The sequence below is a fragment of the Streptomyces sp. Tue6028 genome, assembly GCF_002300165.1.
GTDB classification, from domain to species: Bacteria; Actinomycetota; Actinomycetes; order Streptomycetales; family Streptomycetaceae; genus Streptomyces; species Streptomyces siamensis.
In genome coordinates this window covers 299578-325219 of record NZ_MLCE01000023.1, presented here as the reverse complement: position 1 = coordinate 325219, position 25642 = coordinate 299578, and the positions used below count along the sequence as shown (strand labels likewise).

Sequence of the window (25642 nt, the reverse complement as noted above, 5' to 3'; positions counted from 1 at the left end):
CCGGGGCGCTGTCCGGGGCGCTGTCCGGGGCGCTGTCCGGGGCGCTGTCCGGCCGGACAGCCGGCTGCCTGGTCAGTCCGGCAGGAGATGGCCCCGCCGGGACAGCAGGAACCTCTTGAACGCGGCCACCGGCGGCGTGTCCGGATGGCCGTCCAGCCAGGCCACCCCGATCTCGCGCACGGCGCGCGGAGCGGTGACGGTGAGCTCGACGACTCCCGGCCGGGCCACGGCCGGCGGCGGCAGCAGAGCCACGCCGAGGTCGGCGGCCACCAGCCCGCGGAGCGTCTCGGTCTCTTCCCCCTCGAAGGCGATCCGCGGTTTGAAGCCGGCCTCCCGGCACAGGTCGTCCGTGATGCGGCGCAGCCCGTAGCCGGGTTCGAGGGTAACGAAGGTCTCGTCCGCGGCCTCGGCGAGACGGATGCGCTTGCGGGAGGCGAGCCGGTGGTCGGCCGGCACCACGAGCCGCAGCTTCTGCTCGTCGAGACGGCGGGCCACCAGATCGGGCGCGTCCGGCACGGGCGAGGTGAGGCACAGGTCCAGCTCGCCCGAGCGCAGCCGCTCCAGCATCGCCTCGCCGTAGTTCTGGACGAGGCTGAAGCGGACGCGGGGATGATCGGCGCGGAAGGCGCGGATCAGTCCCGGAACGGTCTCCGACCCCATGGTGTGCAGGAAGCCGAAGGCGACCTTGCCGGTGGCCGGGTCGGCGTCCGCCCGCACCTCGTCGGCGGCGCGCTCGATCTCGGACAGGGCGCGCTCGACGGAGGCGAGGAAGGTGCGGCCCGCCGGCGTCAGCGAGACCGTACGGCCGCGGCGGGCGAACAGGTCGACTCCCAGGTCCTGTTCGAGCCTCACCATGGCCCGCGACAGCGTCGACTGCGGGACCTGCATCTCCTGGGCGGCCCGGGTCACATGCTCGATGCGGGCGACCCCGGCGAAGTACGCGAGGCGTGGCGCAAGCACCGCCGCGATGTCTTCTGTGTCACTGGACGGTGACAGGCGCGTCTCTGACCTCTTCTCATGCATCACAGGAACGATTATGACGATTCCATGCATTGGACGGATGAGCTGCGGCTGCTTAGTTTCGAGGTATGCCTTCCGCCAGTACCGGGGCGTCCACCACCCTGGACGCCGCCACTCCGTCCGCTTCCACCGCCTCCGCGCCCGTCTCCGGGGGCGACACCCGCATGGCCCCGGGTGGGCCGGGATACCGCCGGATGAGCTTCGCTCTCTTCCTGGCGGGCGTCGCGACCTTCGCGCTCCTCTACTCCACCCAGGCCCTCCTCCCCCTCGTCTCCACGGACTTCGGGGTCACCGCGAGTGAGGCGAGCTGGACGGTGTCGGCCGCGACCGGCGCACTGGCCCTCTTCGTCCTGCCCATGAGCGCCCTGTCGGAGCGCTTCGGACGGCGTACGTTGATGACGGCGTCCCTGGCGGTGGCGGTGACGGTCGGGCTGCTGGTCCCCTTCGCCCCCTCGATCGGCGCGCTGGTCGCGCTGCGCGCGGTGCAGGGCGCGGCACTGGCCGGTCTCCCGGCCTCTGCGACCGCGTACCTGGCCGAGGAGGTCCGCCCCAAGGCGTTGATCACGGCGATCGGCCTGTTCGTGGCGGGCAACAGCGTCGGCGGGATGAGCGGCCGGGTCATCACCGGCTGGGTCGCGCAGGAATGGGGCTGGCGGGTCGCCGTCGGCGCGATCGGAGTGATCGCGGTGGCCTGCGCGGTCGCGTTCCGGCTGCTGCTCCCCGCGCCCCGGCACTTCACGCCCGGCTCGCTGCGGCCGCGGGTGCTGGCCCGCACGGTCCGCGACCACCTCGCGAACCCCCTGCTGTGCCGGCTGTACGCGATCGGCGCGCTGTTCATGACGGTGTTCGGCGGGGTCTACACCGTGATCGGCTTCCGCCTGACCGACGCCCCCTTCTCCCTCCCGCAGGGCATCGTCGGCTCGATCTTCCTCGTCTACCTGGTGGGCACCGTGTCCGCGTCGACCGCGGGCCGGCTCGTCACCCGTCTCGGCCGCCGGGGCGCGCTGTACCTGGCGGGCGGCACGACCACCGCGGGGCTCCTGCTCTCCCTGGCCGACTCGCTGGCGACGGTCCTGATCGGGCTGGTCCTGATCACCGCGGGCTTCTTCGCCGGACACGCCGTGGCGTCGTCGTCCGTCAGCCACACCGCTCAGCGGGGGCGCGCCCAGGCGTCCGCGCTCTACCAGTCCGCGTACTACATCGGGTCCAGCGCCGGCAGCACGCTCGGGGCGGTCGCCTTCCACGCGGGGGGCTGGGCCGGGACCGTGGCCCTCGGCCTGTTCGCCGTCCTCGGCGTCGTCACCATCACTCTCTTCGGCTCCCACGCGGCCCGCGCCCACACCCGCACGGCGGCCACGGCCCACTGAGGTCCGGGCCCCGCGCCGGGGAGTCCCGGCCCGTCCGGCGACCGAGGACGAGACCTTCCACGCCGATGCGCAGTTCCGCGGACCAAGCCCGAAGGACACCCGGGAACCCGCAGCCGGACCCCTTCCGAGCTGCGGGTTCGTCCACTCCGGGGGCCATTGTCAGTGGGCTGCGGTAGCTTCCGAGGTGCTGGCGCGACGACGCGCGGAACGGAACAGCCTCAGGGGTGGGTTGGCGATGAGCGACGGTACGGCGACGACAACAGACCTGGACGTCCGGCTGGAGAAGCACCGGGTCGAGCTGACGGGCTACTGCTACCGCATGCTCGGCTCCTCCTTCGAGGCCGAGGACGCGGTCCAGGACACGATGGTCCGCGCCTGGCGGAGCTACGACAAGTTCGAGGGCCGCTCCTCGATGCGGTCCTGGCTGTACCGCATCGCGACGAACGTCTGCCTGGACATGCTGAACGCGGGCAACCGAAGGGCTCGTCCCATGGACCTCTCCGCTCCCTCGCCGCTGGCCCAGGCGGCACTCACCCCTCGTCCGGACAACACATGGCTGGAGCCGGTCCCCGACGCGCGTGTGCTCCCGACCACCGCCGACCCGGCGGAGGCCGCGGTCGCGAAGGAGTCGGTGCGCCTCGCCTTCATGGCGGCCCTCCAGCAACTGCCGCCCAAGCAGCGTGCCGTGCTCATCCTGCGCGAGGTCCTCGCGTGGAAGGCGAGCGAGGTCGCCGAGCTCCTCGGTACCTCGGTCGCGTCGGTCAACAGCGCGCTCCAGCGGGCCCGCGCGACGCTCGCCGACAGTGACGCGGCGGGCGCCGACGCCGCCGTGTCCGACCCGCTCGACGAGGAACAGAGCAAGCTCCTGGAGCGCTATGTGGCCGCGTTCGAGGGGTACGACATGACGGCGCTGACGGCGCTGCTGCACGAAGACGCGATCATGACGATGCCGCCGTTCGACCTCTGGCTGCGCGGCACGGACGACATCACCGGATTCATGACGACCATGGGCGCCGCGTGCGAGGGTTCGCGGCTGGTGCCGGTCGAGGTGAACGGCCTGCCCGGCTTCGCCCAGTACAAGCCCGACCCGGAGGAGGGCGGGTTCACGCCCTGGGCGGTTCAGGTGCTGGAGATCTCAAAGGGGCGCATCGCCGGTTTCCACTGCTTCCTGGACACCGCCCGCTGGTTCCCGCTCTTCGGGCTCCCCCTCCGTCTCGAAGCGGAGACCGACCAGGGCGAGTAGGCCGCGCAGCGCGGGGTCCGGATCGCGAAGACGTATGCGGCCCCCCGCGCGCCGGGCGGTCAGCTCCAGTCGCGCCAGCGCGTCGACGACGGCCAGCCCCGGCGGACCGATCCCGGCGACGTCACAGACCACGACCCCGCCCCCGGCCGCCTTCAGCCGGGCGAGCAGGTCGTCGCAGAGCCGGGGCACCTCGTCCCTGGTGACGAGTCCTGGCAGCACGAGTACGGCGGGTGTCGTGGAATCCACAGTCAGTAGACCGATCGGGAGCGGGGAACTCATCGCGTAGTCCGTAAAGGATCACATTGACCTGCGCCCAGCCTTCCCCGGAGGGTTAGGTGTATGCCCCAAGAATCAGCGCCTCCCGCGATAGCCGACGGCTTCCTCACCGCCGGGGAGGTGCCGTGCAGGGGGTGCTGACGGGCTTCGCGGTCATCGCCGTGGTGATCGGCGTCGGGTATGTGATCGGGCGGCGCGGCCACCTCGGGGACAACGGCCGGGAGGTGCTGACCAAGCTCGCCTTCCATGTCGCCTCGCCCGCACTGCTGTTCACGACGCTCGCGCAGGCCGACCTGTCGGTCATCTTCTCCAGCCGCCTGCTGGTCACGGCGATGAGCACGGCCGCGGCGGCCGGTGTGTTCGTCGCGGTCGGCGTCGTGCGCCGCTGGGGCGTGGGCCGCACGACGATCGGCGCCCTCTGCTCCAGCTATGTCAACTCCGGGAACCTGGGCATCCCGATCGCCGTGTACGTGCTCGGCGACGCCTCGCTGGTGGCGCCCGTGCTGCTGTTCCAGCAGATCATGGTCACCCCCATCGCCCTCACCGTCCTCGACCTCACCGGGGGCGGCGAGAGGCGTCCCCTGTGGCAGCGGCTGATCACCCCGCTGCGCAACCCCATCGCGGTCGGCTCGCTCGGCGGGGTCGCGGTGTCGGCGACCGGTCTGACCGTGCCGGGACCGATCCTCGACCCGCTCCAGCTGATCGGGGGCATGTCGGTCCCCGCGGTACTGCTGGCGTTCGGCATCTCGCTGTGCGGCAGCAGCATGCCGGGGCGCGGCTTCGACCGGTATCCGGTGCTGCTGTCCGTCGCGCTGAAGGCGGTCGGCCAGCCGCTCGCCGCCTGGGCGCTGGCCGTCGGCGTGTTCGGACTGCACGGCGCGCCGCTGCTCGACGTGGTGGTCACCTCGGCCCTGCCCGCCGCGCAGAACCTGTTCACGTACGCGTCGCGCTACCAGGTCGGCGAGACCCTGGCCCGCGAGTCGATCCTGCTGTCGACGATCCTCGCCGTGCCGGTCCTCGTGGTGGTCGCCGCCGTGCTGGGCTGACGCCGGAACGCCGACGGGGCCGGCGCCGAAGCGCCGGCCCCGTCGGGGTCGTCCCGGTCAGGCGATCCGGTCGAGCACGATCGGCGTCGCCGTGAAGTCCGTGCCGGCGTCCGCGATGTCGTACGAACCGTCGACCGCCTGCAGCGCGTACTCGAAGCGCTCCGGGGTGTCGGTGTGCAGAGTGAGCAGCGGCTGGCCCGCGGCCACCGTGTCGCCCGGCTTGGCGTGCAGTTCCACGCCCGCGCCGGCCTGCACCGGGTCCTCCTTGCGGGCGCGGCCGGCGCCGAGGCGCCAGGCGGCGATGCCGATGTCGTACGCGTCGAGACGGGTCAGCACGCCGGAGGCCGGGGCGGTCACCACGTGCTGCTCACGGGCGACGGGCAACGCGGCGTCCGGGTCACCGCCCTGCGCGGCGATCATGCGGCGCCACACGTCCATCGCGGAGCCGTCGGCCAGCGCCTTCGCCGGGTCCGCGTCCTTGATGCCGGCGGCGTCGAGCATCTCGCGCGCGAGGGCGACGGTGAGGTCGACGACGTCGGCCGGGCCGCCGCCCGCCAGGACCTCCACGGACTCGCGGACCTCCAGGGCGTTGCCCGCGGTCAGGCCGAGCGGCGTCGACATGTCGGTGAGCAACGCGACCGTCTTCACCCCGTGGTCGGTGCCGAGGCCCACCATCGTGGACGCCAGCTCCCGCGCGTCCTCGATGGTCTTCATGAAGGCGCCGGTGCCGACCTTCACGTCCAGGACGAGCGAACCCGTGCCCTCCGCGATCTTCTTCGACATGATCGAGGAGGCGATCAGCGGGATCGCCTCGACCGTGCCGGTGACGTCGCGCAGCGCGTACAGCTTCTTGTCCGCGGGGGCCAGGCCGTCGCCCGCCGCGCAGATCACCGCGCCGGTCGTGTCGAGGACGTCCAGCATCTCCTCGTTGGACAGCAGCGCGCGCCAGCCGGGGATGGACTCCAGCTTGTCGAGTGTGCCACCGGTGTGGCCGAGGCCGCGTCCGGACAGCTGCGGGACCGCGGCGCCGCAGGCGGCCACGAGGGGCGCCAGCGGGAGCGTGATCTTGTCGCCGACGCCACCCGTCGAGTGCTTGTCGGCGGTCGGGCGGGACAGCGAGGAGAAGTCCATGCGCTCGCCGGAGGCGATCATCGCCGCGGTCCAGCGGGCGATCTCGCGGCGGTTCATGCCGTTGAGCAGGATCGCCATGTTGAGCGCGGCCATCTGGTAGTCGGCGACCTCGCCGCGGGTGTACGCGTCGACGACCCAGTCGATCTGCGCGTCGCTGAGCTCACCGCGGTCCCGCTTGGTGCGGATGACGGAGACGGCGTCCATGGCCATGGCTTTCCTTCCGAAGAAATGGGCGGCCCCTCCCGGCGGGATCAGGAGATCACAGGACCGGGAGGGGCCGCGGGAATTACTGGGCGAGATGGCCGGGCCCGAAGGCCTGCGGCAGCATCTCGGAGAGCGGCAGGACTCCGGCCGGCGTCTCCAGCAGCAGCTCGGGACCGCCGAACTCGAAGAGCAGCTGGCGGCAGCGTCCGCACGGGACGAGGATCTCGCCCTGTCCGTCGACACACGTGAAGTGCGTCAGCCGGCCGCCGCCCGTGTTCTGCAGCTGGGAGACCAGACCGCACTCGGCGCACAGCCCGAGCCCGTACGAGGCGTTCTCGACGTTGCAGCCGGAGACCGTCCGGCCGTCGTCGACGAGGGCCGCGCAGCCGACCGGGTAGCCCGAGTACGGGGAGTACGAGCGGGACATGGCGTCCCGCGCGACGGCCCGCAGGGCCTCCCAGTCGACGGCCGCGGATCCCGCGCCGGCGGCGGTCACTTGCCCTGTCCCTTCCGGTACGGCATGCCGTCCGCCTTCGGCATCCGCAGGCGCTGCGCCGAGAGCGAGAGGACGAGCAGGGTGATGACGTACGGCGTGGCCGAGACGATCTGGTTCGGCACCTCGTCGGTGAGGGAGTACCAGAGGAACACGAGCACACCGACGACCAGGGTGATCACGGAGGTCACGTACTTCTTCTTGACCACCGACCAGATCGCGCCGATGACGAGCAGGATGGCACCGAGGAGCAGCAGCGCGTGGACGTTCTCGGCGCCGCCGCGCAGGTTGAGGCTGTCGGTGTAGCCGAACAGGCCCGCGCCGATGGCGAGTCCGCCCGGCATCCAGTTGCCGAAGATCATCGCGGCGAGACCGATGTAGCCGCGGCCGCTGGTCTGGCCCTCCAGGTAGAAGGGGTTGGCGACGATCGACAGGAAGACACCGCCGAGGCCGGCCAGGCCACCGGAGATGATCACGGCCAGGTACTTGTACTTGTAGACGTTGACGCCCAGCGACTCGGCCGCGATCGGGTTCTCGCCGCAGGACCGCAGGCGCAGACCGAAGGGCGTACGCCAGAGGATCCACCAGGTGGCGGGGATCAGCGCGACGGCGATCAGGGTCAGCCAGGAGACGTTGGTGACCAGGCCGCCGAGCAGACCCGCGATGTCCGAGAGGAAGAACCAGCCCTTGGAGTTGAGCGTGCTGAGCCAGTCGGAGAGTCCTGGCACCGTGAAGTGGCCGAGGGACTCGACCGGCGGAGACTGCTTGGCCGAGCCGCCCTGGACGCCCTCGAAGGCGAGGGGGGCCAGGTAGCGGGTGGCACCGAGCGCCAGGATGTTGATGGCCACACCGGAGACGATGTGGTTGACGTTGAAGGTGACGGTGATGATCGCGTGCAGCAGGCCGCCGATCGCGCCGCCGATGATGCCGACCAGGACACCGGTCCACGGACCCCACTGGTAGCCGGCCCAGGCGCCGAACCAGGTGCCGAGGATCATCATGCCTTCGAGGCCGATGTTGACGACGCCCGAGCGCTCCGCCCAGAGGCCACCGAGACCGGCGAGGCCGATCGGGACGGCCAGCTGGAGCGCGGTCGACATCTGACTGACGTTGGTGATGCCGTCGGCGCCCGTGATGATGCGGACGATCGAGGTCAGCGCCAGGCCGCCCGCGATGACCAGCAGGAGGACGGGGAGCGACAGCCGGCGGCTGCCGGGTGCCGCGGGCTGCAGCGTGGGCTGGTTGACGTCGGTTGCGGTGGTCATCGGCCAGCCACCTCCTTCTCGGTGTTGTTGGCGGCGCCGAGGACGTGGCCCGCGGCGAGTTCCGCGCCGACACGGCGCTGCTGACGGCGCAGACCCCACTCGCGCACGGCCTCGTACGAGACCACGACCGCGATCACGATCAGGCCCTGCATGATGACCGCGATCTCCTTGTCGTAGCCGTGGAAGTCCAGCTCGGGCGACGCCTTGTCGAGCCAGGCCCACAGCAGCGCCGCGAAGGCGATGCCCACCGGGCTGTTGCGGCCGAGCAGCGCGATGCCGATGCCGAGGAAGCCGATGCCGGTCGGGAAGTTCAGGCTGTAGGTGTGCGTGTCGCCGAGCAGGATCGGCAGGCCCGCGAGGCCGGCCATGCCACCGGAGACGAGCATGGCGGTGAGCACCATGCGCTTGGGGTCCACACCGCTGGCCGAGGCGGCGCTCTCCGAGGCGCCGGAGGCGCGCAGGTCGAAGCCGAAGCGGGTGCGGTTGAGGACGACCCAGTAGCCGATGCCGAGGACGACCGCGAGGATCACCAGGCCGTAGATCTCTCCGGCCTCGCCCATGCTGAAGCCGGGCACCCAGCCGGACTTGTGCATCTCGCCGGTGGTGTTGTTGTTGCCGACCTTGACGCCGAAGACGCTGGGCAGCCACAGGTAGGCGATGACGGAGGTCGCGATCGCGTTGAGCATGATCGTCGCGACGACCTCGCTGACGCCGCGGGTGACCTTGAGGACACCGGCGATGCCGGCCCAGAACGCGCCGGTGAAGACCGCGGTCAGGATCAGCAGCGGGACCTGGAGCGCCGCCGGCAGCGCGACGTGGGCGCCGACGACCGCGGCCATCATGGCGGCGAGCTGGTACTGCCCGTCCACACCGATGTTGAACAGGTTCATCCGGAAGCCGATGGCCACCGCGAGGGCCGCGATGTAGTACAGCGAGGCCTGGTTGATGATCAGGACCTGGATGTCGGAGAACGTGGCCTGCTCGAACATGATCGAGTACGGCTCGATCGGGTTCTTGCCCGATGCGATCAGCACGACCGAGGTCAGCGCCACGGCCACGACGAGCGCGATGACCGGCCCGGCCACCGCGAGGAGCAGGCGCTCCTTGTCGAACTTCTTCATCAGCGGGCCTCGTCTTCCGGGGCGTCTGCCGGGGTTTCGGCGTGCTCTTCGAGCTCCGCCTGCGCTGCGAGCTCTTCGTTCTCGAGGTGTCCGGAGGCGGCGCCGGTCATGGCCGAGCCGAGCTCCTCCGGGGTGATGGTGGCCGGGTCGGCGTCCGCGACGAGCCGGCCGTTGTAGATCACCCGGAGCGTGTCGGACAGGCCGATCAGCTCGTCCAGGTCCGCGGAGATCAGCAGCACGGCCAGGCCCTCGCGGCGCGCCGCGCGGATCTGGTCCCAGATCTGCGCCTGTGCGCCGACGTCCACACCGCGGGTGGGGTGGGCGGCGATCAGGAACTTCGGGTTGTGGCTCATCTCGCGCCCGACGATCAGCTTCTGCTGGTTGCCGCCGGACAGGGAGGCGGCGGTGACGTCGATGCCGGGCGTACGGACGTCGTACTCCTTGACGATCCGCTTGGTGTCCTCCTGTGCACCCTTGATGTCGAGCCAGACGCCCTTCGCGTTGGGCTTCTCGGTGACGTGACCGAGGATGCGGTTCTCCCAGAGCGGGGCCTCCAGGAGGAGACCGTGCCGGTGGCGGTCCTCGGGGATGTAGCCGATGCCCTGCTCGCGGCGCTTGCGGGTGGCCCAGGCGGTGATGTCCTCGCCGAGGAAGGTGACGGAGCCGGAGTCGGCGCGCTTGAGGCCGATCAGCGCGTCGATGAGCTCGGTCTGGCCGTTGCCCTCGACGCCGGCGATGCCCATGACCTCGCCCGCGTGGATGGTGAAGGTGACGTCGTCGAGGACGCGCTTCACCGCACCGGCGGTCTCGGCCGTGTCCTCCGCGACCAGGCCGCTGTCCGGCGTCGGCTCGGCGAGGTCGCCGAGGGAGGCACCACCGCTGGCGAAGGCCGTGAGGCCCTTGACCTGGATGACCGGCTGGTCCGTGACGGTGGACTCGGCGGTCTCCGGCGTGGGCAGCTCGCTGCCGACCATCAGCTCGGCGAGCTGGCGGGGCGTCGTCTCGGCGGGGACGGCGGTGCCGACCGTCGTACCGCGGCGGATGACCGTGATGTCGTCGGCGACCGACAGGACCTCGCCCAGCTTGTGCGAGATGAAGATGACGGACAGGCCCTCGGACTTGAGCTCGCGCAGGTTGTCGAAGAGTGCGTCGACCTCCTGCGGCACGAGGACGGCGGTGGGCTCGTCCAGGATCAGGATGCGGGCGCCGCGGTAGAGAACCTTGAGGATCTCCACACGCTGGCGGTCGGCGACACCGAGGTTCTCGACCAGGACGTCGGGGCGGACGCCGAGGCCGTAGCGCTCGGAGATCTCCGCGATCTTGCGGCGGGCCTTGGCGCCGATGCCGTACAGCTTCTCGCTGCCCAGGACGACGTTCTCCAGGACGGTGAGGTTGTCGGCCAGCATGAAGTGCTGGTGGACCATGCCGATGCCGCGCACGATGGCGTCGGCGGGCGACGAGAAGGTGACCTGCTCGCCGTCGACGGCGATGGTGCCCTCGTCCGGCTTCTGCATGCCGTAGAGGATCTTCATCAGCGTCGACTTGCCGGCGCCGTTCTCGCCGACCAGAGCGTGGACCGTGCCCTTGCGGACGCTGAGGTGGATGTCGTGGTTGGCCACGACACCGGGGAACCGCTTGGTGATCCCGGCGAGTTCGACAGCGGTCACCTGACCGTTGACCGCGCCGGCCGGAGGGCTGCTGGACGCGTTGATGGCGCACTCTCCTGAGGGAAAGGGGGTCGTCTACGCGCGTAGCGCCCCTACGGCAACGAAGGGGGCCACGCCCCGCGAGAACGGGATACGGGGAGCCGGACTCCTCGTATCCCGTTGAGCGGACGTAACCCCGCGGTTACCAAGCGGCTCCGAGGCAGGACAGGTGCGCTCCCGTGCCGGGCGGCAGGGGGTCGCGCCTGTACGTCCTCGGGGCCGCATGGCTGCTCCTGAGGTCTTGCTCGTCAGCTGGTCTTGACCTTGATCTCGCCGCTGATGATCTTCTCCTGGGCCGCCTTGACGGCGTCCTGGATCGCCTTGTTGCTCTTGAACTCCGGGTTGGAATCGGCCAGGCCGACCTCACCGGTCTTCAGATCGCCCCGTACGATACCGGTCTCCGGCTTGCCGTCCTCGACCGACTTCGCAAGGTTGTATACCGCACTCGCCACGTTCTTGGTCGCCGAAGTCAGGATCGAGTCCTTGTACTTGCTCAGGGCTTCCTGCTCGTACTGGTCGGAGTCGACACCGATCGCCCACACCTTGTTGGCGGCGGCGGCCTCGATGACACCCTGACCGGACAGACCGGCCGCCGCGTAGACGACGTCGGCCTTCTTCTCGATCTGGCCCTCGGCGGCCGTCTTGCCCTTGTCGGGGCTGGAGAAGCCGCCCTCCTCGGCGGTCTGCGTCAGGTACTGGGAGAGGACCTTGACGCCCGGCTTGGTGTCCTTGACACCCTGCTCGAAGCCCGCCTCGAACTTGTGGATCAGCGGAACGTCCACGCCGCCCACGAAGCCGACCGTGTCGGACTTGGTGGCCTTGGCGGCCGCGACACCGGCAAGGTAGGAGGCCTCCTGCTCGGAGAAGACCAGGTCCGCGACGTTCTTCGACGTGACGGTGGAGTCGTCGACGATGCCGAAGGTGGTGTCGGGGTACTTCTCCGCGGCGGCCTTGATGGCCGGGCCGTAGGCGTAGCCGATGCCGATGACCGGGTTGTAGCCCTGCTTGGCCAGCGAGACCAGGCGCTGCGTCTTGTCCGCGTCCGTCTCGCCGTCGGTGGGCTCGACGTCGGCGGTCTCGTACTTGAACTCCGCCTTCGCCTTCTTCAGGCCCTCGAACGCGGCGTCGTTGAAGGACTGGTCGCCCTTGCCGCCGACGTCGTACGCGATGGCGAGGCCCTTGTCGCCCTTGCTGTCCGAGGACGAGCTGGAGGTCGAGGTGCCGCCACAGGCGGAGAGAGCGAGGGCGAGAGAGGCGGTCGCAGTACCTGCGAGCGCGATGCGGGTAACCCGGCGCATGTGTTGTGCTCCTGTCGTACAAGCGCCTGACGGTTCAGCTTCGGCGCTGGCTTCGCCGCAGATTAACGCGCGTAGACCAACTAGAAAACCCCTTCTGTCCACCTTGTTATCCGGCTGTGCCCGACGCCACGTGCGCGCCGTGCGGAGACTTGCCGAACGCAAAGGCGCTGTGGCGGTGGGTGACCTGCGCGGGACGCACGAGAGCGGGCGGGCACCATGGGTACCCGCCCGCTCTGTGTAACTTCGACCACATTCGCCGGTTGTGGCGGAGGCGAGCCTCAGCGCGCCCGTGCGGTCACTACTCGGTCTTGACCTTGATGGAGCCGCCGACGATGCCCTCCTTGGCCTTGGCCACGGCGTCGGTGAGGCCGGAGATCTCCGCCATCTTCGGGTTGCTGTCGGCGAGGCCGACGCCGTCCACCTTCAGGTCGAAGGTCTGCGTGCCGGTCAACGGCTTGCCGTCCTTGACGGACTTGGCGAGCGAGTACACGGCACCGCCGACGTCCTTGAGCGCGGAGGTCAGGATCGAGTCCTTGTACTTGGCCAGCGCTTCCTGCTTGTACTGGTCGGAGTCGACGCCGATCGCCCACACCTTCGCCTTGGCGGCGGCCTCGATCACGCCCTGACCGGACAGGCCGGCCGCCTGGTAGACGACGTCGGCCTTCTTCTCGATCTGACCCTCGGCGGCGGCCTTGCCCTTGTCGGGGCTGGAGAAGCCGCCCTCCTCGGCGGTCTGCGTCAGGTACTGGGAGAGGACCTTGACGCCCGGCTTGGTGTCCTGGACACCCTGCTTGTAGCCCGCCTCGAACTTGTGGATCAGCGGGATGTCCACGCCGCCCACGAAGCCGACCGTGTTGGACTTGGTGGCCTTGGCGGCCGCGACACCGGCGAGGTAGGAGGACTCCTGCTCGGCGAAGACCAGGGACGCCACGTTGTCGCCCTCGACGACCGAGTCGACGATGCCGAAGCTGGTCTTCGGGTACTTCTTGGCCACCGCCTCCAGGGCGGGACCGTAGGCGAAGCCGATGCCGATGACCGGGTTGTAGCCCTGCTTGGCCAGCGACGCGAGGCGCTGCTCCTTGTCGGCGTCGGTCTCGCCGTCGGTGGGCTCGATGTCGGCGGTCTTGTACTTGAACTCCGCCTTCGCCTTCTTCAGGCCCTCGTACGCGGCGTCGTTGAAGGACTGGTCGCCCTTGCCGCCGACGTCGTAGGCAATGGCGAGACCCTTGCCGGTCTTGCTGCTGTCGCCGCTGCCCTTGTCGCTGTCATTGCTGGTGCCGCCGCAGGCCGTGGCGGCGAGTGCGAGCGACGCGACCCCCACCGCGACGCGGGTCAGGCTGGATATCCGACGCATCTGAAGTTCCCCATTCTCCAAAGCCCCGCAGTGGGTGCTGAGTTCGGCGCAGATTAACGCGCGTAGACCGTCCAGGGAACGGGGTACCGCGTGGCCGTTATCCATTCGTGCCGATGGCCGGTTACGTCCTTGTGAACCACGGGGCCGAAAGGAGCAAGGGGGCGCACAACACCCGCCACCGGCATCACCCTTCGCGTCCGCAAGGAGCGGCCCGCGTGACGAGGCCCGTGGCCACGGATGGCTCGGCCCACGCTACTGCGCGACGGTGAAGGGCGCGACCTAGTCACCGGCCGCGCCCGCCCTCCTCACGCCCCGGCGTCCAGCAGTGCCGCCGCCGTGAACAGCTCGACGCCGACGGTGATGGCCGACTCGTCCGCGTCGAAGTCGCCGCGGTGCAGGTCGCGGGTGGTGCGGTCGCCCGGAGTGCGCACCCCCAGGCGGGCCATCGCGCCCGGCACATGCTCCAGGTACCAGGAGAAGTCCTCACCGCCGAGGCTCTGTTCGGTGTCCTCGATGGAGTGCGCCCCGCGCCGTGCGGTCATCGCGTGGCGCAGGAGCTCCGAGACGGCCGGGTCGTTGACGACCGGGGGGACGCCGCGGATGTAGTTGATCTCGGACTTGGCGCGGTAGAGGTTCGCGATCTCGTCGATCGCGGCGTGCAGCAGGTCGGGCGCGGCCCGCCAGGCCTCCAGGTCGAGGCAGCGCACGGTCCCGGAGAGCTCGGCGTGCTGCGGGATGACGTTGCAGGCGTGGCCCGACTCGATACGGCCCCAGGTCACGGCGAGCCCGCTGCGGGCGTCGACGCGCCGGGCGACGAGGGCCGGCACGTCGGTGACGACACGGGCGGCCGCGGTGACGAGGTCGGTGGTGAGGTGCGGGCGCGCGGTGTGCCCGCCCGCGCCGTCGAGAGAGACCTCGAGCCGGTCGCACGCCGAGGTGATGGCGCCGTGCCGCAGTCCGATGCGCCCCGCGTCCACCCTCGGGTCGCAGTGCACGCCGATGATGCGCCCCACGCCGTCGAGGACGCCCGAGTCGATCGCGTCCGGGGCGCCGCCGGGCAGCACCTCCTCCGCGGGCTGGAAGATCAGCCGCACGGGGCGGGGCAGCCGCCCCTCGCGATGCAGCTCGGCGAGGACCAGCCCGGCGCCGAGCACGACCGTCGTGTGGATGTCGTGGCCGCAGGCATGGGCACGGTCGGGCACGGTGGACCGGTACGCACAGTCGGTCTTGGTGTCCGGGATGGGCAGCGCGTCGATGTCGGCGCGCAGCGCGAGCATGGGCCGTACGCCGTCCCAGTCGCCGATGTCGCAGATGAGTCCGGTGCCGATGGCGAGCACTCGCGGCTGAAGGCCGGCCTGCTCCAGGCGCGCCTTGAGCGCCGCTGTGGTGCGGAACTCCTGGTTGCCGAGCTCGGGGTGCATGTGCAGGTCTCGGCGGAACGCAACGAGTTCGGCGCGCAGTGCCTCGGGCAGCGCGCCGGGGAGCAGCGGTTCCCCGGGGAGATCGGCCTCGGACTCTCGGGACATCAGTTGGTTCACCCTTTGAAGGGTAGGGCGATCGGGCGGCCGACCGACCCACGATCAACAAAACTTCAGCCCGTTAGGGGAAGAAAAATCGGCCGCGCACCGCATAGCTATTGGCGGGGATGGGTAAACTCGCCCGGCTTTCCGGGCGATTGAATCTTGGGCCGATGTGGTGACCGGCCGTCGATTCCTGTCCGCGAGGGCGCGCGGAACCCTTCCGGGGAACGCTCGGGGTTCCCGAGGCCATTCCCGTACCCCACGCATACCACGTCCGCGCCCTTCGCCCGCCGCCGGACGCTCATGTGAGCGCCACTGTTCCAACATGGGGCGTGCGCCTCGGGGTGTCGGGGCGTCAGGCCGTGCTCACCGCCGAGAGCCGGTGGACGTCGCGTGCGGTGCCCGTGACCCCCGACAGGAAGCCCTGCGCGCGCGGGGAGGCGTTCTCCGTCAGCCAGGCCGGGTCGATGTCGCAGACGGCCACGCGGACCTCGGTGCCCACGAGGGCGAGCGGGAGGGTGTGGACGACCGTCGACGGGAAGCTCAGAATCGTACGGCCGATGGGGCCGCGGCGGGCGATCAGTTCGAGGGGCAGGTCGGGGCGGACGATCTCCAGCCCGGTCTCGGCGGCCAGCCGGTGCAGCTTGTCGGTGCTCTCGCGGCGGTGCGCGAAGTAGCGGGTCGCGCCGTGGGCGGCGGCGAGGGAGCGCACCGCCTCCAGGTAGCGGTCCGGGTCGACGACCCCGGTCTCGACGAGGGACGTGCCGACGAGGTCGGCGCCCTTGGTGATGCGGGGCGGCCCGAAGCGGGCGCGGGTCCAGGAGAAGTCGTTGGCGGTGACGCGGACGCCGTCCGGCGCCGATTCGATCGGCATGGAGGAGAAGACCTCGACCGTGCGGTGCTCGGTCGGGGTGAGACGTCGGCGGGCCGAGGCGGAGACCGGCGCGAAGAGCACGTCGCGCGGGCCGGGGCGGCCGCCGCGCCGGTGCCAGCGCACCAGGCGCTCGCCGCGCGCGAGCTGGGCGACGAACTCCATCGTGGCCGTGCCGTCGTCGACCACGACCAGGTCCTGGGCCCGGGTGATGGTCAGCAGCAGCTGAACGTACCGGGAGAAGGGGTCCCCCATGACGATGCGCCGGGCCCGGCGGAGCAGCGGGGCCAGTCCCCCGATGGTGTGGAAGGGGGCGGTGGTGCCGCCGCGTGCCTCCTCCCAGCGGACCTTGTGGCCCTCGTCGCGGGCCAGCTCGGCCATGCGGCGCAACTGGCCGCGGGTCATCGGGTCGTTCGGGGAAAGGACGACGAGGGTGAGCTCCGCGCCGGGCGCCGTCGCGCGGGTGAGCCCCGCGTCGGCCGCCGCCGCGGCACTGTGGGCGTGCGTGTGCGCCCACTCCAGCACGTTCAGGAGCTGTACCGGACTCTCGACGAAGGCGAGGGTGTGGCTGCCGGCGGAACCGGCGCGGGGGCTCATCGGTGTACGACCGTCCCGTCGTAAGGGGCTCAGACCGCGACCGGCTCGCCCGCGGCGGCGGCGATCTCCGCCTCGGCGACGACGCCCGCGACACGGCGCAGCTTCTTCATGGGGCCGAGCTCGGACTCGTAGACCTTCTTGACGCCGTCACCGAGGGAGGCCTCGATGGTGCGGATGTCACGGACGAGGCGCGTCAGGCCCTGCGGCTCGACGGAGGCCGCCTGGTCGGAGCCCCACATGGCGCGGTCGAGGGTGATGTGGCGCTCGACGAAGGTGGCGCCCAGGGCGACCGCGGCGAGCGTGGTCTGCAGGCCGGTCTCGTGGCCCGAGTAGCCGATCGGGACGTTCGGGTACTCGGCCTGAAGGGTGTTGATGACGCGCAGGTTGAGCTCCTCGGCCTTGGCCGGGTAGGTCGACGTGGCGTGGCACAGCAGGATGTTGTCCGAGCCGAGGACCTCGACCGCGTGGCGGATCTGCTTCGGGGTCGACATGCCGGTGGACAGGATGACCGTGCGGCCGGTGGCGCGCAGCGAACGCAGCAGCTCGTCGTCGGTCAGGGACGCGGACGCGACCTTGTGGGCCGGAACGTCGAACTTCTCCAGGAAGGCGACGGCCTCGGTGTCCCACGGGGAGGCGAACCAGGCGATGCCCTTCTCCTTGGAGTACTCGTCGATCTGGCGGTACTCGTCCTCACCGAACTCCACGCGGTGGCGGTAGTCGATGTAGGTCATGCGGCCCCAGGGGGTGTCGCGCTCGATGTCCCACTGGTCGCGCGGGGTGCAGATCTCCGGCGTGCGCTTCTGGAACTTCACGGCGTCGCAGCCGGCCTCGGCGGCGGCGTCGATCAGCTTGAAGGCGTTCTCGAGCTCGCCGTTGTGGTTGATGCCGATCTCGCCGACGACGTAGACGGGGTGGCCCGGGCCGGCGGTCTTCGAACCGAAGGTGCGCAGACGGGAGTTGGTGCTCATGGTGGAGAAGTTCCTTACTTGTCGAGGGAATCGAGAGAGGGGCCGAGGATCCAGCTGGCGATCTCTCGGATCGCGCCGTCACCGCCGGGGACGGTGGTGACCGCGCGTGCGGCGCCGCGCACGACGTCGTGGGCGCTCGCGACCGCCACGGGCCAGCCGACGAGGGCGAAGCACGGGAGGTCGTTGACGTCGTTGCCGACGTAGAGCACGCGCTCAGGCGCGATGCCCTGCTCCTCGCACCACTGCTTCAGTGCGAGGTCTTTCCGGTCGATGCCGTGCAGCACGGGGATCTGGAGCTTGCGTGCGCGTGCGGCGACGACCGGGTTCTTCTCCGTGGACAGGATGAGCATCGTCAGGCCGCTCCTGCGGAGGGCCGCGATGCCGAGGCCGTCCCCGCGGTGCACGGAGACGATCTCCCGTCCGTCGGAGTCGATCAGCACCCTGTCGTCGGTCTGGGTGCCGTCGAAGTCGAGGACGACCGCGTCGATGTCGTCGGCGGTCGGGAGGGAGCCGGGACGGTTGGCGTCGAAGAGGGGCGCGAGGGCACGGGCGCGGGCGAGATCGTGCGGGTCGTCGATCTCCAGGACCCGCGCGGGGTCGGTGCGCACCGGCTCGGTGCGGCCGAAGAAGCGGTGCTTGTGCTCGCGCAGGCCCGTCGCGTCCATCGCGTAGGCCGCGCCGGTCTCCAGGAGGTCCTGGGGGCGGTCCTGGCGCCGGGGGCGGAAGGACTTGTCGTGGTTGACGCCGTAGCCGCCCTCCGTGCCGGTGGAGTTGGCGACCTTGGTGGTGCCTCCCGCGCCGGCCGCGCTCGCCTCGGCGGTGCGCGCGGTGTCCACGACGGCGGGGTCGTCGGCCGCGTCCCGCCAGATGAACCCGTGGAACGGGGCCACGGTCAGGGCGGTGTCCGCGCCGTTCTCGACGACCGCCGCGGCGACGCCATCGATGTCCTCGCGGACGATGAACGGGCTGGTGCACTGGACGAGGAGGACCACGTCGACGGCCGAGCCGTGCAGCGCCTCGTGGGCGTCCATGGCGTGCAGGACGGCGGCCTCGGAGGTCGCGGTGTCGCCGGCGATGGCGGCGGGGCGCAGCACGACCTCGGCGCCGGCCTGCCGGGCCGCCGCCGCGATCGCCTGGTCGTCCGTGGAGACCACGACGTCCGTGACGAGGCGGGTCGCGCGGCACTCGCGCACCGCGCGGGCCACCAGCGGCACACCGCCGACCGGGAGGAGGTTCTTCGCGGGCACGCCCTTGGAGCCGCCGCGCGCGGGGATCACCGCGAGCACCCGGCGCATGGGCGCCGCTTGGTCCGCTTCCTGATGGGTCATGCGCTGTTCTCCTTGACGAGGGAGGCGAGAGAGGCGTGGGGGGCGGGGGTTTCCGGGCGCGTCGCGCCGACCGGCGGCGCTCACAGCTCACCCATCCGCCGGATCACCGGTGCCACGCGCTGGACGCCGTGGCGGTAGGCACCGCGGGCCGCCCGGCGCACGATCTGCCGTACGGGGCTGGGCTCCTTGTCCGCCGCGGGCGCGCCGGGCAGCGGGCTGCCGTCCGGGCCGAGGTGGTGGCGGGCGAGGATGCCGGGCAGGTAGCCGGGCGCGGTGACGGGCGTGTAGTAGGGCGCGAGCGGCGGCAGGCTCCCGGCCTCCAGCAGCTCGCCGATGCGCAGGCGCGCCCCGTCGAAGGCCGTCTCGTAGGAGCCTCCCTGCGAGGAGGGGCCTCCGGCGACGACGCCCTGCCGGGCCACCCAGGCCGCGTCGGGCGTGGGCCGGTGTCCGTCGTCGAGCTGGTCCCAGGAGGCGAGGCAGCCGGAGCCGACGAAATGGTGGTTGCCGAGCGCCTCGCGCACCCCGAGGTCGGTCAGGACGACGGTCGGGATGCGCCGGTGCAGCGACTCCAGGGCCGCGGTGGAGCTGACCGTGACCAGCAGGTCGGTACGGTCCAGGACCTCGCCCATGTGCCCGTACACGAGGCGGAAGTTGGGCGGCAGGTCGGTCTTCTGCGCCAGCTTCTGGTAGGGCAGTTCCTCGATGTGCGTGGTGTGCTCGCCCGGCTTGGAGCGCAGTTTGAGCAGCACCTCGCGCTCCGGGTGCAGGCGGGCGTGCCCGACCAGCCGGTCGAGCAGGTATGTGCGGTCCTTGCGGCTCTCCGGCACGGAGGGCTGCGCGGCGAAGACGACCGTGTACGGGTCGTTCCCGGTGTAGTCCGCACCGCCGAGGAAGGGCAGCGCGACCTCGGTCACCGAGGAGGCGTCGGCGCCCACTCCTTCGTACACGGCCCGGAACCGGTCCGCGTCCTGGCGGGAGTTGGCGAGAACCAGGTCCGCGCCGTGCCGCAGGAGCAGGCCGTCGGCGAGCTTCTCGTAGACGACGCCGACGTAGCCGGTGACGACCACGGGCCGCCGCGTGCGCCCGTCCCAGGCGTGGGCGAGGCCGTGCAGCATCGCCTGGACGGCGCCGCCGACCAGCGCGAGGACCAGGACGTCGTACGGCTCCTTCGCCATCTCGCGCAGGAATTCGACGGCGGTGACCTCGCGGAGGGAATCCGCGCGGACGCCGACCTCTTCGAGCTGGCGGGCGGTGGGAGTGGCACGGCCGCGCAGGAGGAAGCCGTCGAGGCGCATGTCCGATTCGGCAGGGGAAAGGCGGTTCGCGGTGAGCGAGCCCCATTTCCACCGGGTATCGGAATCCGCGAGGACGGCCACCCGCAGGGACTTCGTGGTACTTGCTGGCACGCCGAAGACGCTAGGAAGCCATTTCGAGGTGCGGCCCAACCCGAATGCAACAAACGGTTAACAGCACATCGACGAATGGCGAATCGGGCCGCGCCACGCACGGAAATCAGCTGGGTTCACGGCTTCGCCACGCGTCGTTCACCTGACATCTCACCAACGGTCAAGACGAATGCCGGGCCGCCGCCTAACGTCACGTGGGTGGTCAAGCTCTCCGTCATCGTGCCGTTCTACAACGTGCAGCAATATGCGCCCGACACCCTGAAGAGCCTGCGTGCGAACGCACGCGAGGACTTCGAATTCATTCTCGTCGACGACTGCTCGCGCGACGAGACACCTGACATTCTCGCGCGCGCGGAGCGCGAGCTCCCGGGTGCGGTGTATGTCAGACACGAGAAGAACGGAGGGCTGGCGACCGCGCGGAACACAGGCATCGACACCGCGCGCGGCGAATACCTCACGTTCCTCGACGGGGACGACTGGCTCGCCCCCGGCTACTACCAGCAACTCCTGTCCTCCATCGAGGAGTTGGGCTGCGACTTCGTGCGCACGGACCATGTCCAGTGCACCGCGCGGGCCCGCACCGTCAACCGGGTCCCGCACGGCCGGCGCGGTGTGGTGATGAATCCGCGCGACGCGATCCTGCCCGCCGACCGGTCCACGTCCGTCGACTACGCGTACGCCTGGGCGGGCATCTACCACCGCCGTCTGGTCGACCGCGGCCTGCTGCACTTCACCGACGGGCTGCGTACGGCCGAGGACCGGCCGTGGATCTGGAAGCTGCACCGGGAGGCCGAATCCTTCGCCACGGTGGGGCTGCTCGGCGTGTTCTACCGGCGTGGCGTGGCCTCCTCACTGACGCAGATCGGCGACGTACGTCAGCTGGATTTCATTCGGGCGTTCGATCAGGTCGTGGCGGAAACCGCCGAGGACCGTGACGCGGAAAAACTCCTGCCCAAAGCCGTGCGCACGTATTGCGCGATTATTTCCCATCACCTTGGATCCATCGAAAGGTTCGAGCCACCCGTGGCACGGAAACTCAAGTCGATGAGCGCGGTCGCCCTGCGGCGCATGCCGCAGGACGTGCTCGACGACGCCCTCGACTCGATGGACGTCCAGCGCGCCAGCCGGCTGCGCCGGCTGCGCCGCCGGCCCGCTCCCGGCACGGGGGTGGCCGCGTGACCACCCAGATCTTCATGGCGTCCACGCTGTACGGCACGGCCACGCTCGCCGCCGCCCTGGACACCGACTGCTTCGCCCCCGCCGACCGGCGCATCCTGCTCGTCTCCAACAACGCGGCGACGCCCGAGACGACGCCCGGCGTGGACGAGATGCCGGGCTTCGAGCGGATGCGCGGCCGGTTCGACGACGTGATCTCGTGGAACGAGACCATCTCGCCCTTCCACCCCGGCGGCTGGGCCCCGCGCCTGGACGACGTGCCCCTGTGGGAGCGGCACCTGCGGCTCGCCTGGGACCTCGGCGACGACGACGTCGAGCTGGCGGTCGAGTCGATCCAGGTGAACCCGGCGCTGGGTGTCGCGCAGATCTTCACCGGCGCGCCCGTCACCGTGTACGCCGACGGTCTGATGAGCTACGGCCCCACCCGCAACAAGATCGACCCGTTGGTCGGCACCCGGGTGACCGGGCTGCTCCACCTGGACCTGGTCCCCGGTCTGGTCCCGCTGCTGCTCACCGAGTTCGACGTGCGGCCGGAGATCGTGCCGACGGACGCGTTCGTCAAGGTGCTCGGCGAACTCGTCGACACCGGCGACGCGTTGCCCGCGATCGACGAGCCCGCGCTGCTCCTCGGCCAGTACCTCTCCGCGCTCGGCATCCTGACCGCCGAGGAGGAGGAGGACCTGCACGTACGGATGCTGAAGGGCGCGATCGCGCTCGGTCACACCCGCGTGGTGTTCAAACCCCATCCGACGGCTCCCGCCCGCTGGTCGCGGACCCTGGAGAAGGAGGCCGAGCGACTCGGCGCCGACCTCACCGTGCTGGACACACCGGTCCTCGCCGAGGTGCTCTACCAGCGGATGCGCCCCGCCCTGGTCGTCGGCTGCTTCTCCACCGCGCTGCTCACGGCGTCCGCGCTGTACGGCCTGCCCGTCGCCCGCATCGGCACCGGGTCGCTGCTGGACCGCCTCACCCCGTACGAGAACAGCAACCGCATCCCCGTCACCGTCGTGGACGCCCTGCTGCCGGAGCTCACGGACAAGGCGGCGGTCGCCGAGCAGCGGCGCGCCCTGGACGTCACGGCGCTCACCGCGCTCGTGCAGGCGGTCGGGTTCGCGATGCAGCCGAAGATCTACCCGGAACTGCGCGGGACCGCCGAGGACTACCTGACGCACCATCTGAGCGACGACACCTGGCGGTACTTCAAGCGCCGCAGACTCACCTCGCTGGCGCTGCCGGGCGCGGTTCCGGCGCAGCTCGCCTTCATCCCGCGCAACGCGACGGTCCGCCGGGTGGCGCGCCGCGCCCGGTCGCTGAAGCGGGCGACGCTCGGATGACCGCCTCGGCCGCCGGGCCCGCCGCCGCGCCCCTGGACACCACGCCCACGAAATCCACGCCGGGCACCGGGGCCGACGGTGTCCCGCCCCGGATACTGACCCGGGCGCACGCTCCGCGCCTGCGTGCGCTCGACGGACTGCGGCTCGTCGCCGCGCTGATGGTCGCCGGGTACCACTACGGGGGACGCGACGGCGAGGTGACGCAGGCGTGGGGCAGTTCCCCCCAGCATCAATTCCCCCTGCTGCACTCGTACTTCGCGTACGGCTGTCTGGGCGTCCAGGTCTTCTTCGTCATCAGCGGGTTCGTGATCTGCATGAGCGGCTGGGGCCGCACCCTGCGCGCGTTCTTCGCCTCCCGTGCCTCCCGCCTGCTGCCCGCCTACTGGGCGGCGATCGTCATCGTGACGGCGGTGTTCGCGCTGCCCGTGGTCGCGTACAAGGCGGTCTCGCCGAGCGACGCGCTGGTGAACCTGACGATGCTCCAGCAGCCCCTGGGCGTCGACCGGGTGCTCGGCGTGTGCTGGACGCTGTGGGCGGAGGTCCGCTTCTACGCGCTGTTCGCGCTGTGCATCGTGCTGCCCGGCGCGAGCCGGCAGCGGGTGATCCTCTTCTGCGCGGGCTGGACGCTGGCGGCGGCGATCGCGCAGGCCGCGAACGAGCCGCTCCTCAACCTGGTCCTGATGCCGGAGTACGCGCCGTTCTTCATCGGCGGCGTCGGCCTCTACCTCGTGCACCGCGACCGGCGGGACGCGTACGCCTGGGGCATCGTCGGCGTGAGCTGGCTGATCGGCCAGCACTACGCCGTCCAGCGGCTGTGGCACGCTCCCAACCCGGACTTCTTCTCGTACCGCACCTCGTTCGGCATCGTCCTCGTCGTCACGCTCGGCTACGTGGCCGTGGCCGCGATCGCGCTCGGCTGGCTGAACTGGGCGAACTGGCGCTGGCTGAGCGTCGCCGGTGCGCTGACGTACCCCTTCTACCTGGTCCACGAGCACCTGGGCTGGGTGGCCATCCAGGCCTATCACCGCACGCTGCACATCCCGTCCTACGGCACGTTCCTGCTGACGGTCGCCACGATGCTGCTGCTGGCCTGGCTGCTCAACCGCTACGTCGAGGAGTGGCTCACTCCGAAGATCCGCACGGCCCTGTCGCGCCCCCGCTCCTAGCGGCTCTCGAGCGCCGGGCGGGCCCACCACGGCCGGTCCGGCGCTCGACGACGTGGATGTCCGGGCAAGTTGGCCTGCCGTTCATCTCGGTGGCCGTTTGGGGGTGTGTCCCCGGGCAGGCGTACGGCAGTCCCCGTACCCCGCCAGCTCCGCCAGGGAGTGATCTCTCCTCATGACAGCCGCACCAGGCACGACCCGGCCGCCCCGCACGCTCGACGACGTCCCCGGCTGGTTCCCCGTTCTCGACCAGGTGCTCTTCGACTGGTTCCTCGACCGACAGGAGGCCACCCGTGTCCGGGGCGACCTGCTGGAGGTCGGGGTCTACCTGGGCAAGAGCGCGATCTTCCTGGGGCGCCGCCCGCGGGAGGGCGAGCGCTACACCGTGTGCGACCTCTTCGAGGGCGACGCGCCCGACGACGCCAACAAGGCGGAGTCGACGAAGTCGTACCGCACCCTCACCCGGCAGGCCTTCGAGGAGAACTATCTCTCCTTCCACGACACGCTGCCGCGCGTCCTGGAGGGCCCCAGTTCCCGCGTTCCCGCCGAGGTCGCTCCCGGCTCCTGCCGGTTCGTCCACATCGACGCCTCGCATCTGTACGAGCATGTGCACGGCGACATCGGCGCCGCCCACGACGTGCTGGTGCCCGGCGGGGTGGTGGTGCTGGACGACTTCCGCTCGGAGCACACGCCGGGCGTCTCGATCGCCGTGTGGGAGGCCGTGCTCAACCGGGGCCTGCGCCCCATCTGTCTGAGCACGCAGAAGCTGTACGGCACCTGGGGCGACCCCGGCCCCGTGCAGGAGGAGCTGCTGGCGATGGCGCGCGGGCGCGGAGACTGCCGGCTCAGCGTCCAGGAGGCGGCCGGCCACCGCATCGTCCGGCTCAAGTCCGACGGCATGAGGGCACCGGAGTTCCCGCCCGCACGGTTCGTGCCGGCCCCGAGGGGTGCCGCGTCGGACGACGCGCCCGCCTCCGCCTCGCCCGCCCCGCACCCCGTGCGCCGCCGCGGGCGCGGTCGCCGTCTGGCCGCCGACCTGCTGCCGCCCGTCGTCACCCGGGCGATCCGCAACGCCCGTACGGGCCGCGGCTAGCGGGAGTCTCCTCCCGCGCCGTAGCGGGCCTCGATGCCCGCGATCACCAGGGCCAGCCCTTCCTCGAAGTGCTGGTCGTAGTCCTCGAAGATCTCCGCGCCCGCCGCGGCCGACAGGGGGAAGTCGGCCATCAGGCGGGCGCGTTCTTCGACGTCGTACCCCTCGCGGCGCTCACCCGGCAGGGGCTGGACGCCCTGTTCCTCGGTGACGTAGCCGATCGTGTAGAGGAACGCCGTCGTCGTCGCGCGGACCGCCTGGGCGAGGGTGTGGCCGGCCTCGGTGAACAGCCGCAGGGTCCGCTCCATCTCGACCGCGTGCAGGGTGCCGGTGAAGCGTGAGCCGCTGAAGACCTTGGCGCCGTCGCGGTAGCTCAGCAGCGCGGTGCGCAGTCCGCGGTTGGCGCTCAGGAGGCGCTGCTGCCAGGTGGTGTCGGCCGTGTCCCGGGCGTCGTCGACCATGCGCCGGTACATCTCCGTCGCCATCTCGTCGAGCAGTTCCTGCTTGTTCTTGAAGTGCCAGTACAGGGCCGGTGCCTGGACGTTCAGCTCCTTGGCGATGGCGCGGAGGGTGAGGCCGTCGAGACCGGCCTCGTTCAGCAGCCGCAGCGCGGTGGCGACGACCTGCTTCTTGTCCAGCTTGGGGGATCTCTGGGTGACCACGCT

At 70.8% G+C, this 25642-nt stretch carries 22 protein-coding genes; 7 read left to right on the top strand and 15 right to left on the bottom strand.

Annotated elements, in window-relative coordinates; all coding sequences use genetic code 11:
• Positions 1 to 72 precede the first annotated feature (72 nt).
• Positions 73 to 1023, bottom strand: a complete 951-nt coding sequence (locus BKI49_RS23400; protein WP_095936220.1) for a LysR family transcriptional regulator — start codon at positions 1021 to 1023, stop codon at positions 73 to 75.
• A 65-nt stretch (positions 1024 to 1088) separates the two neighbouring features.
• Between BKI49_RS23400 and BKI49_RS23395 the strand changes: the two genes are divergently transcribed.
• Both BKI49_RS23395 and BKI49_RS23390 read left to right on the top strand, forming a co-directional pair.
• Positions 1089 to 2387, top strand: coding sequence for an MFS transporter (locus BKI49_RS23395; protein WP_095936219.1), 1299 nt, complete (start codon positions 1089 to 1091; stop codon positions 2385 to 2387).
• A 235-nt stretch (positions 2388 to 2622) separates the two neighbouring features.
• On the top strand, positions 2623 to 3630 hold the full coding sequence (locus BKI49_RS23390; RefSeq protein ID WP_095936218.1) for a sigma-70 family RNA polymerase sigma factor: 1008 nt from the start codon (positions 2623 to 2625) through the stop codon (positions 3628 to 3630).
• On the opposite strand, the gene BKI49_RS23385 is transcribed toward BKI49_RS23390, so the two are convergent.
• The gene (locus BKI49_RS23385; RefSeq protein WP_078629251.1) at positions 3523 to 3909 is read right to left on the bottom strand and encodes an STAS domain-containing protein; all 387 of its coding nucleotides are present in this window, start codon (positions 3907 to 3909) and stop codon (positions 3523 to 3525) included. The two genes, BKI49_RS23390 and BKI49_RS23385, sit on opposite strands and share 108 nt — an antisense overlap.
• 122 nt (positions 3910 to 4031) lie before the next feature.
• Here BKI49_RS23385 and BKI49_RS23380 point away from each other — a divergent pair, with 122 nt between their 5' ends.
• Positions 4032 to 4952 carry an AEC family transporter gene (locus BKI49_RS23380; RefSeq protein WP_095936217.1) on the top strand — a complete coding sequence of 307 codons (921 nt, stop codon included), beginning with the start codon at positions 4032 to 4034 and terminating at the stop codon, positions 4950 to 4952.
• Between the two features lie 57 nt (positions 4953 to 5009).
• On the opposite strand, the gene BKI49_RS23375 is transcribed toward BKI49_RS23380, so the two are convergent.
• The 12 genes from BKI49_RS23375 to BKI49_RS23320 form a co-directional block, all read right to left on the bottom strand.
• Positions 5010 to 6287: a thymidine phosphorylase gene (locus BKI49_RS23375; RefSeq protein WP_179332550.1), complete on the bottom strand. Its 1278-nt coding sequence runs from the start codon at positions 6285 to 6287 to the stop codon at positions 5010 to 5012.
• Positions 6288 to 6369: 82 nt separating this feature from the next.
• Positions 6370 to 6783 (bottom strand): cytidine deaminase, encoded by a 414-nt coding sequence (locus BKI49_RS23370; protein ID WP_095936215.1) that lies wholly within the window; start codon positions 6781 to 6783, stop codon positions 6370 to 6372.
• Positions 6780 to 8045: an ABC transporter permease gene (locus BKI49_RS23365; RefSeq protein WP_095936214.1), complete on the bottom strand. Its 1266-nt coding sequence runs from the start codon at positions 8043 to 8045 to the stop codon at positions 6780 to 6782. Before BKI49_RS23365 ends, BKI49_RS23370 begins: the two co-directional genes overlap by 4 nt.
• Complete coding sequence (locus BKI49_RS23360; protein WP_095936213.1) at positions 8042 to 9166, bottom strand: ABC transporter permease; 1125 nt, start codon at positions 9164 to 9166, stop codon at positions 8042 to 8044. Before BKI49_RS23360 ends, BKI49_RS23365 begins: the two co-directional genes overlap by 4 nt.
• Positions 9166 to 10833 carry an ABC transporter ATP-binding protein gene (locus BKI49_RS23355; RefSeq protein ID WP_095936212.1) on the bottom strand — a complete coding sequence of 556 codons (1668 nt, stop codon included), beginning with the start codon at positions 10831 to 10833 and terminating at the stop codon, positions 9166 to 9168. Before BKI49_RS23355 ends, BKI49_RS23360 begins: the two co-directional genes overlap by 1 nt.
• Before the next feature lie 287 nt (positions 10834 to 11120).
• A complete protein-coding gene (locus tag BKI49_RS23350; RefSeq protein WP_095936211.1) occupies positions 11121 to 12170 on the bottom strand; it encodes a BMP family lipoprotein in 1050 nt (349 codons plus the stop codon).
• A gap of 298 nt (positions 12171 to 12468) precedes the next feature.
• On the bottom strand, positions 12469 to 13524 hold the full coding sequence (locus BKI49_RS23345) for a BMP family lipoprotein (protein WP_095936210.1): 1056 nt from the start codon (positions 13522 to 13524) through the stop codon (positions 12469 to 12471).
• A gap of 305 nt (positions 13525 to 13829) precedes the next feature.
• The gene (locus tag BKI49_RS23340) at positions 13830 to 15050 is read right to left on the bottom strand and encodes an amidohydrolase (RefSeq protein WP_095936209.1); all 1221 of its coding nucleotides are present in this window, start codon (positions 15048 to 15050) and stop codon (positions 13830 to 13832) included.
• 349 nt (positions 15051 to 15399) lie between these two features.
• Positions 15400 to 16512, bottom strand: a complete 1113-nt coding sequence (locus BKI49_RS23335) for a hypothetical protein (protein WP_095936208.1) — start codon at positions 16510 to 16512, stop codon at positions 15400 to 15402.
• Positions 16513 to 16541: 29 nt separating this feature from the next.
• Entirely contained in the window at positions 16542 to 17480 is a 939-nt protein-coding gene (locus BKI49_RS23330; protein ID WP_028802952.1) for an N-acetylneuraminate synthase family protein, read from the bottom strand.
• A gap of 14 nt (positions 17481 to 17494) precedes the next feature.
• Positions 17495 to 18808, bottom strand: coding sequence for an N-acylneuraminate cytidylyltransferase (locus BKI49_RS23325; RefSeq protein ID WP_095936207.1), 1314 nt, complete (start codon positions 18806 to 18808; stop codon positions 17495 to 17497).
• Positions 18809 to 18888: 80 nt separating this feature from the next.
• Complete coding sequence (locus BKI49_RS23320; protein ID WP_095936206.1) at positions 18889 to 20214, bottom strand: DUF6716 putative glycosyltransferase; 1326 nt, start codon at positions 20212 to 20214, stop codon at positions 18889 to 18891.
• Positions 20215 to 20412: 198 nt separating this feature from the next.
• Here BKI49_RS23320 and BKI49_RS23315 point away from each other — a divergent pair, with 198 nt between their 5' ends.
• From BKI49_RS23315 to BKI49_RS23300, 4 genes are all read left to right on the top strand, one after another.
• On the top strand, positions 20413 to 21393 hold the full coding sequence (locus BKI49_RS23315; protein ID WP_095936205.1) for a glycosyltransferase family 2 protein: 981 nt from the start codon (positions 20413 to 20415) through the stop codon (positions 21391 to 21393).
• Positions 21390 to 22724, top strand: a complete 1335-nt coding sequence (locus tag BKI49_RS23310) for a polysialyltransferase family glycosyltransferase (RefSeq protein WP_095936204.1) — start codon at positions 21390 to 21392, stop codon at positions 22722 to 22724. The genes BKI49_RS23315 and BKI49_RS23310 overlap by 4 nt, the downstream gene beginning before the upstream one ends.
• The gene (locus tag BKI49_RS23305) at positions 22721 to 23890 is read left to right on the top strand and encodes an acyltransferase family protein (protein ID WP_095936203.1); all 1170 of its coding nucleotides are present in this window, start codon (positions 22721 to 22723) and stop codon (positions 23888 to 23890) included. Before BKI49_RS23310 ends, BKI49_RS23305 begins: the two co-directional genes overlap by 4 nt.
• Before the next feature lie 172 nt (positions 23891 to 24062).
• Entirely contained in the window at positions 24063 to 24980 is a 918-nt protein-coding gene (locus BKI49_RS23300) for a class I SAM-dependent methyltransferase (RefSeq protein WP_095936202.1), read from the top strand.
• On the opposite strand, the gene BKI49_RS23295 is transcribed toward BKI49_RS23300, so the two are convergent.
• Positions 24977 to 25639 carry a TetR/AcrR family transcriptional regulator gene (locus BKI49_RS23295; protein ID WP_095936201.1) on the bottom strand — a complete coding sequence of 221 codons (663 nt, stop codon included), beginning with the start codon at positions 25637 to 25639 and terminating at the stop codon, positions 24977 to 24979. The genes BKI49_RS23300 and BKI49_RS23295 overlap by 4 nt on opposite strands.
• Positions 25640 to 25642: the final 3 nt, after the last annotated feature.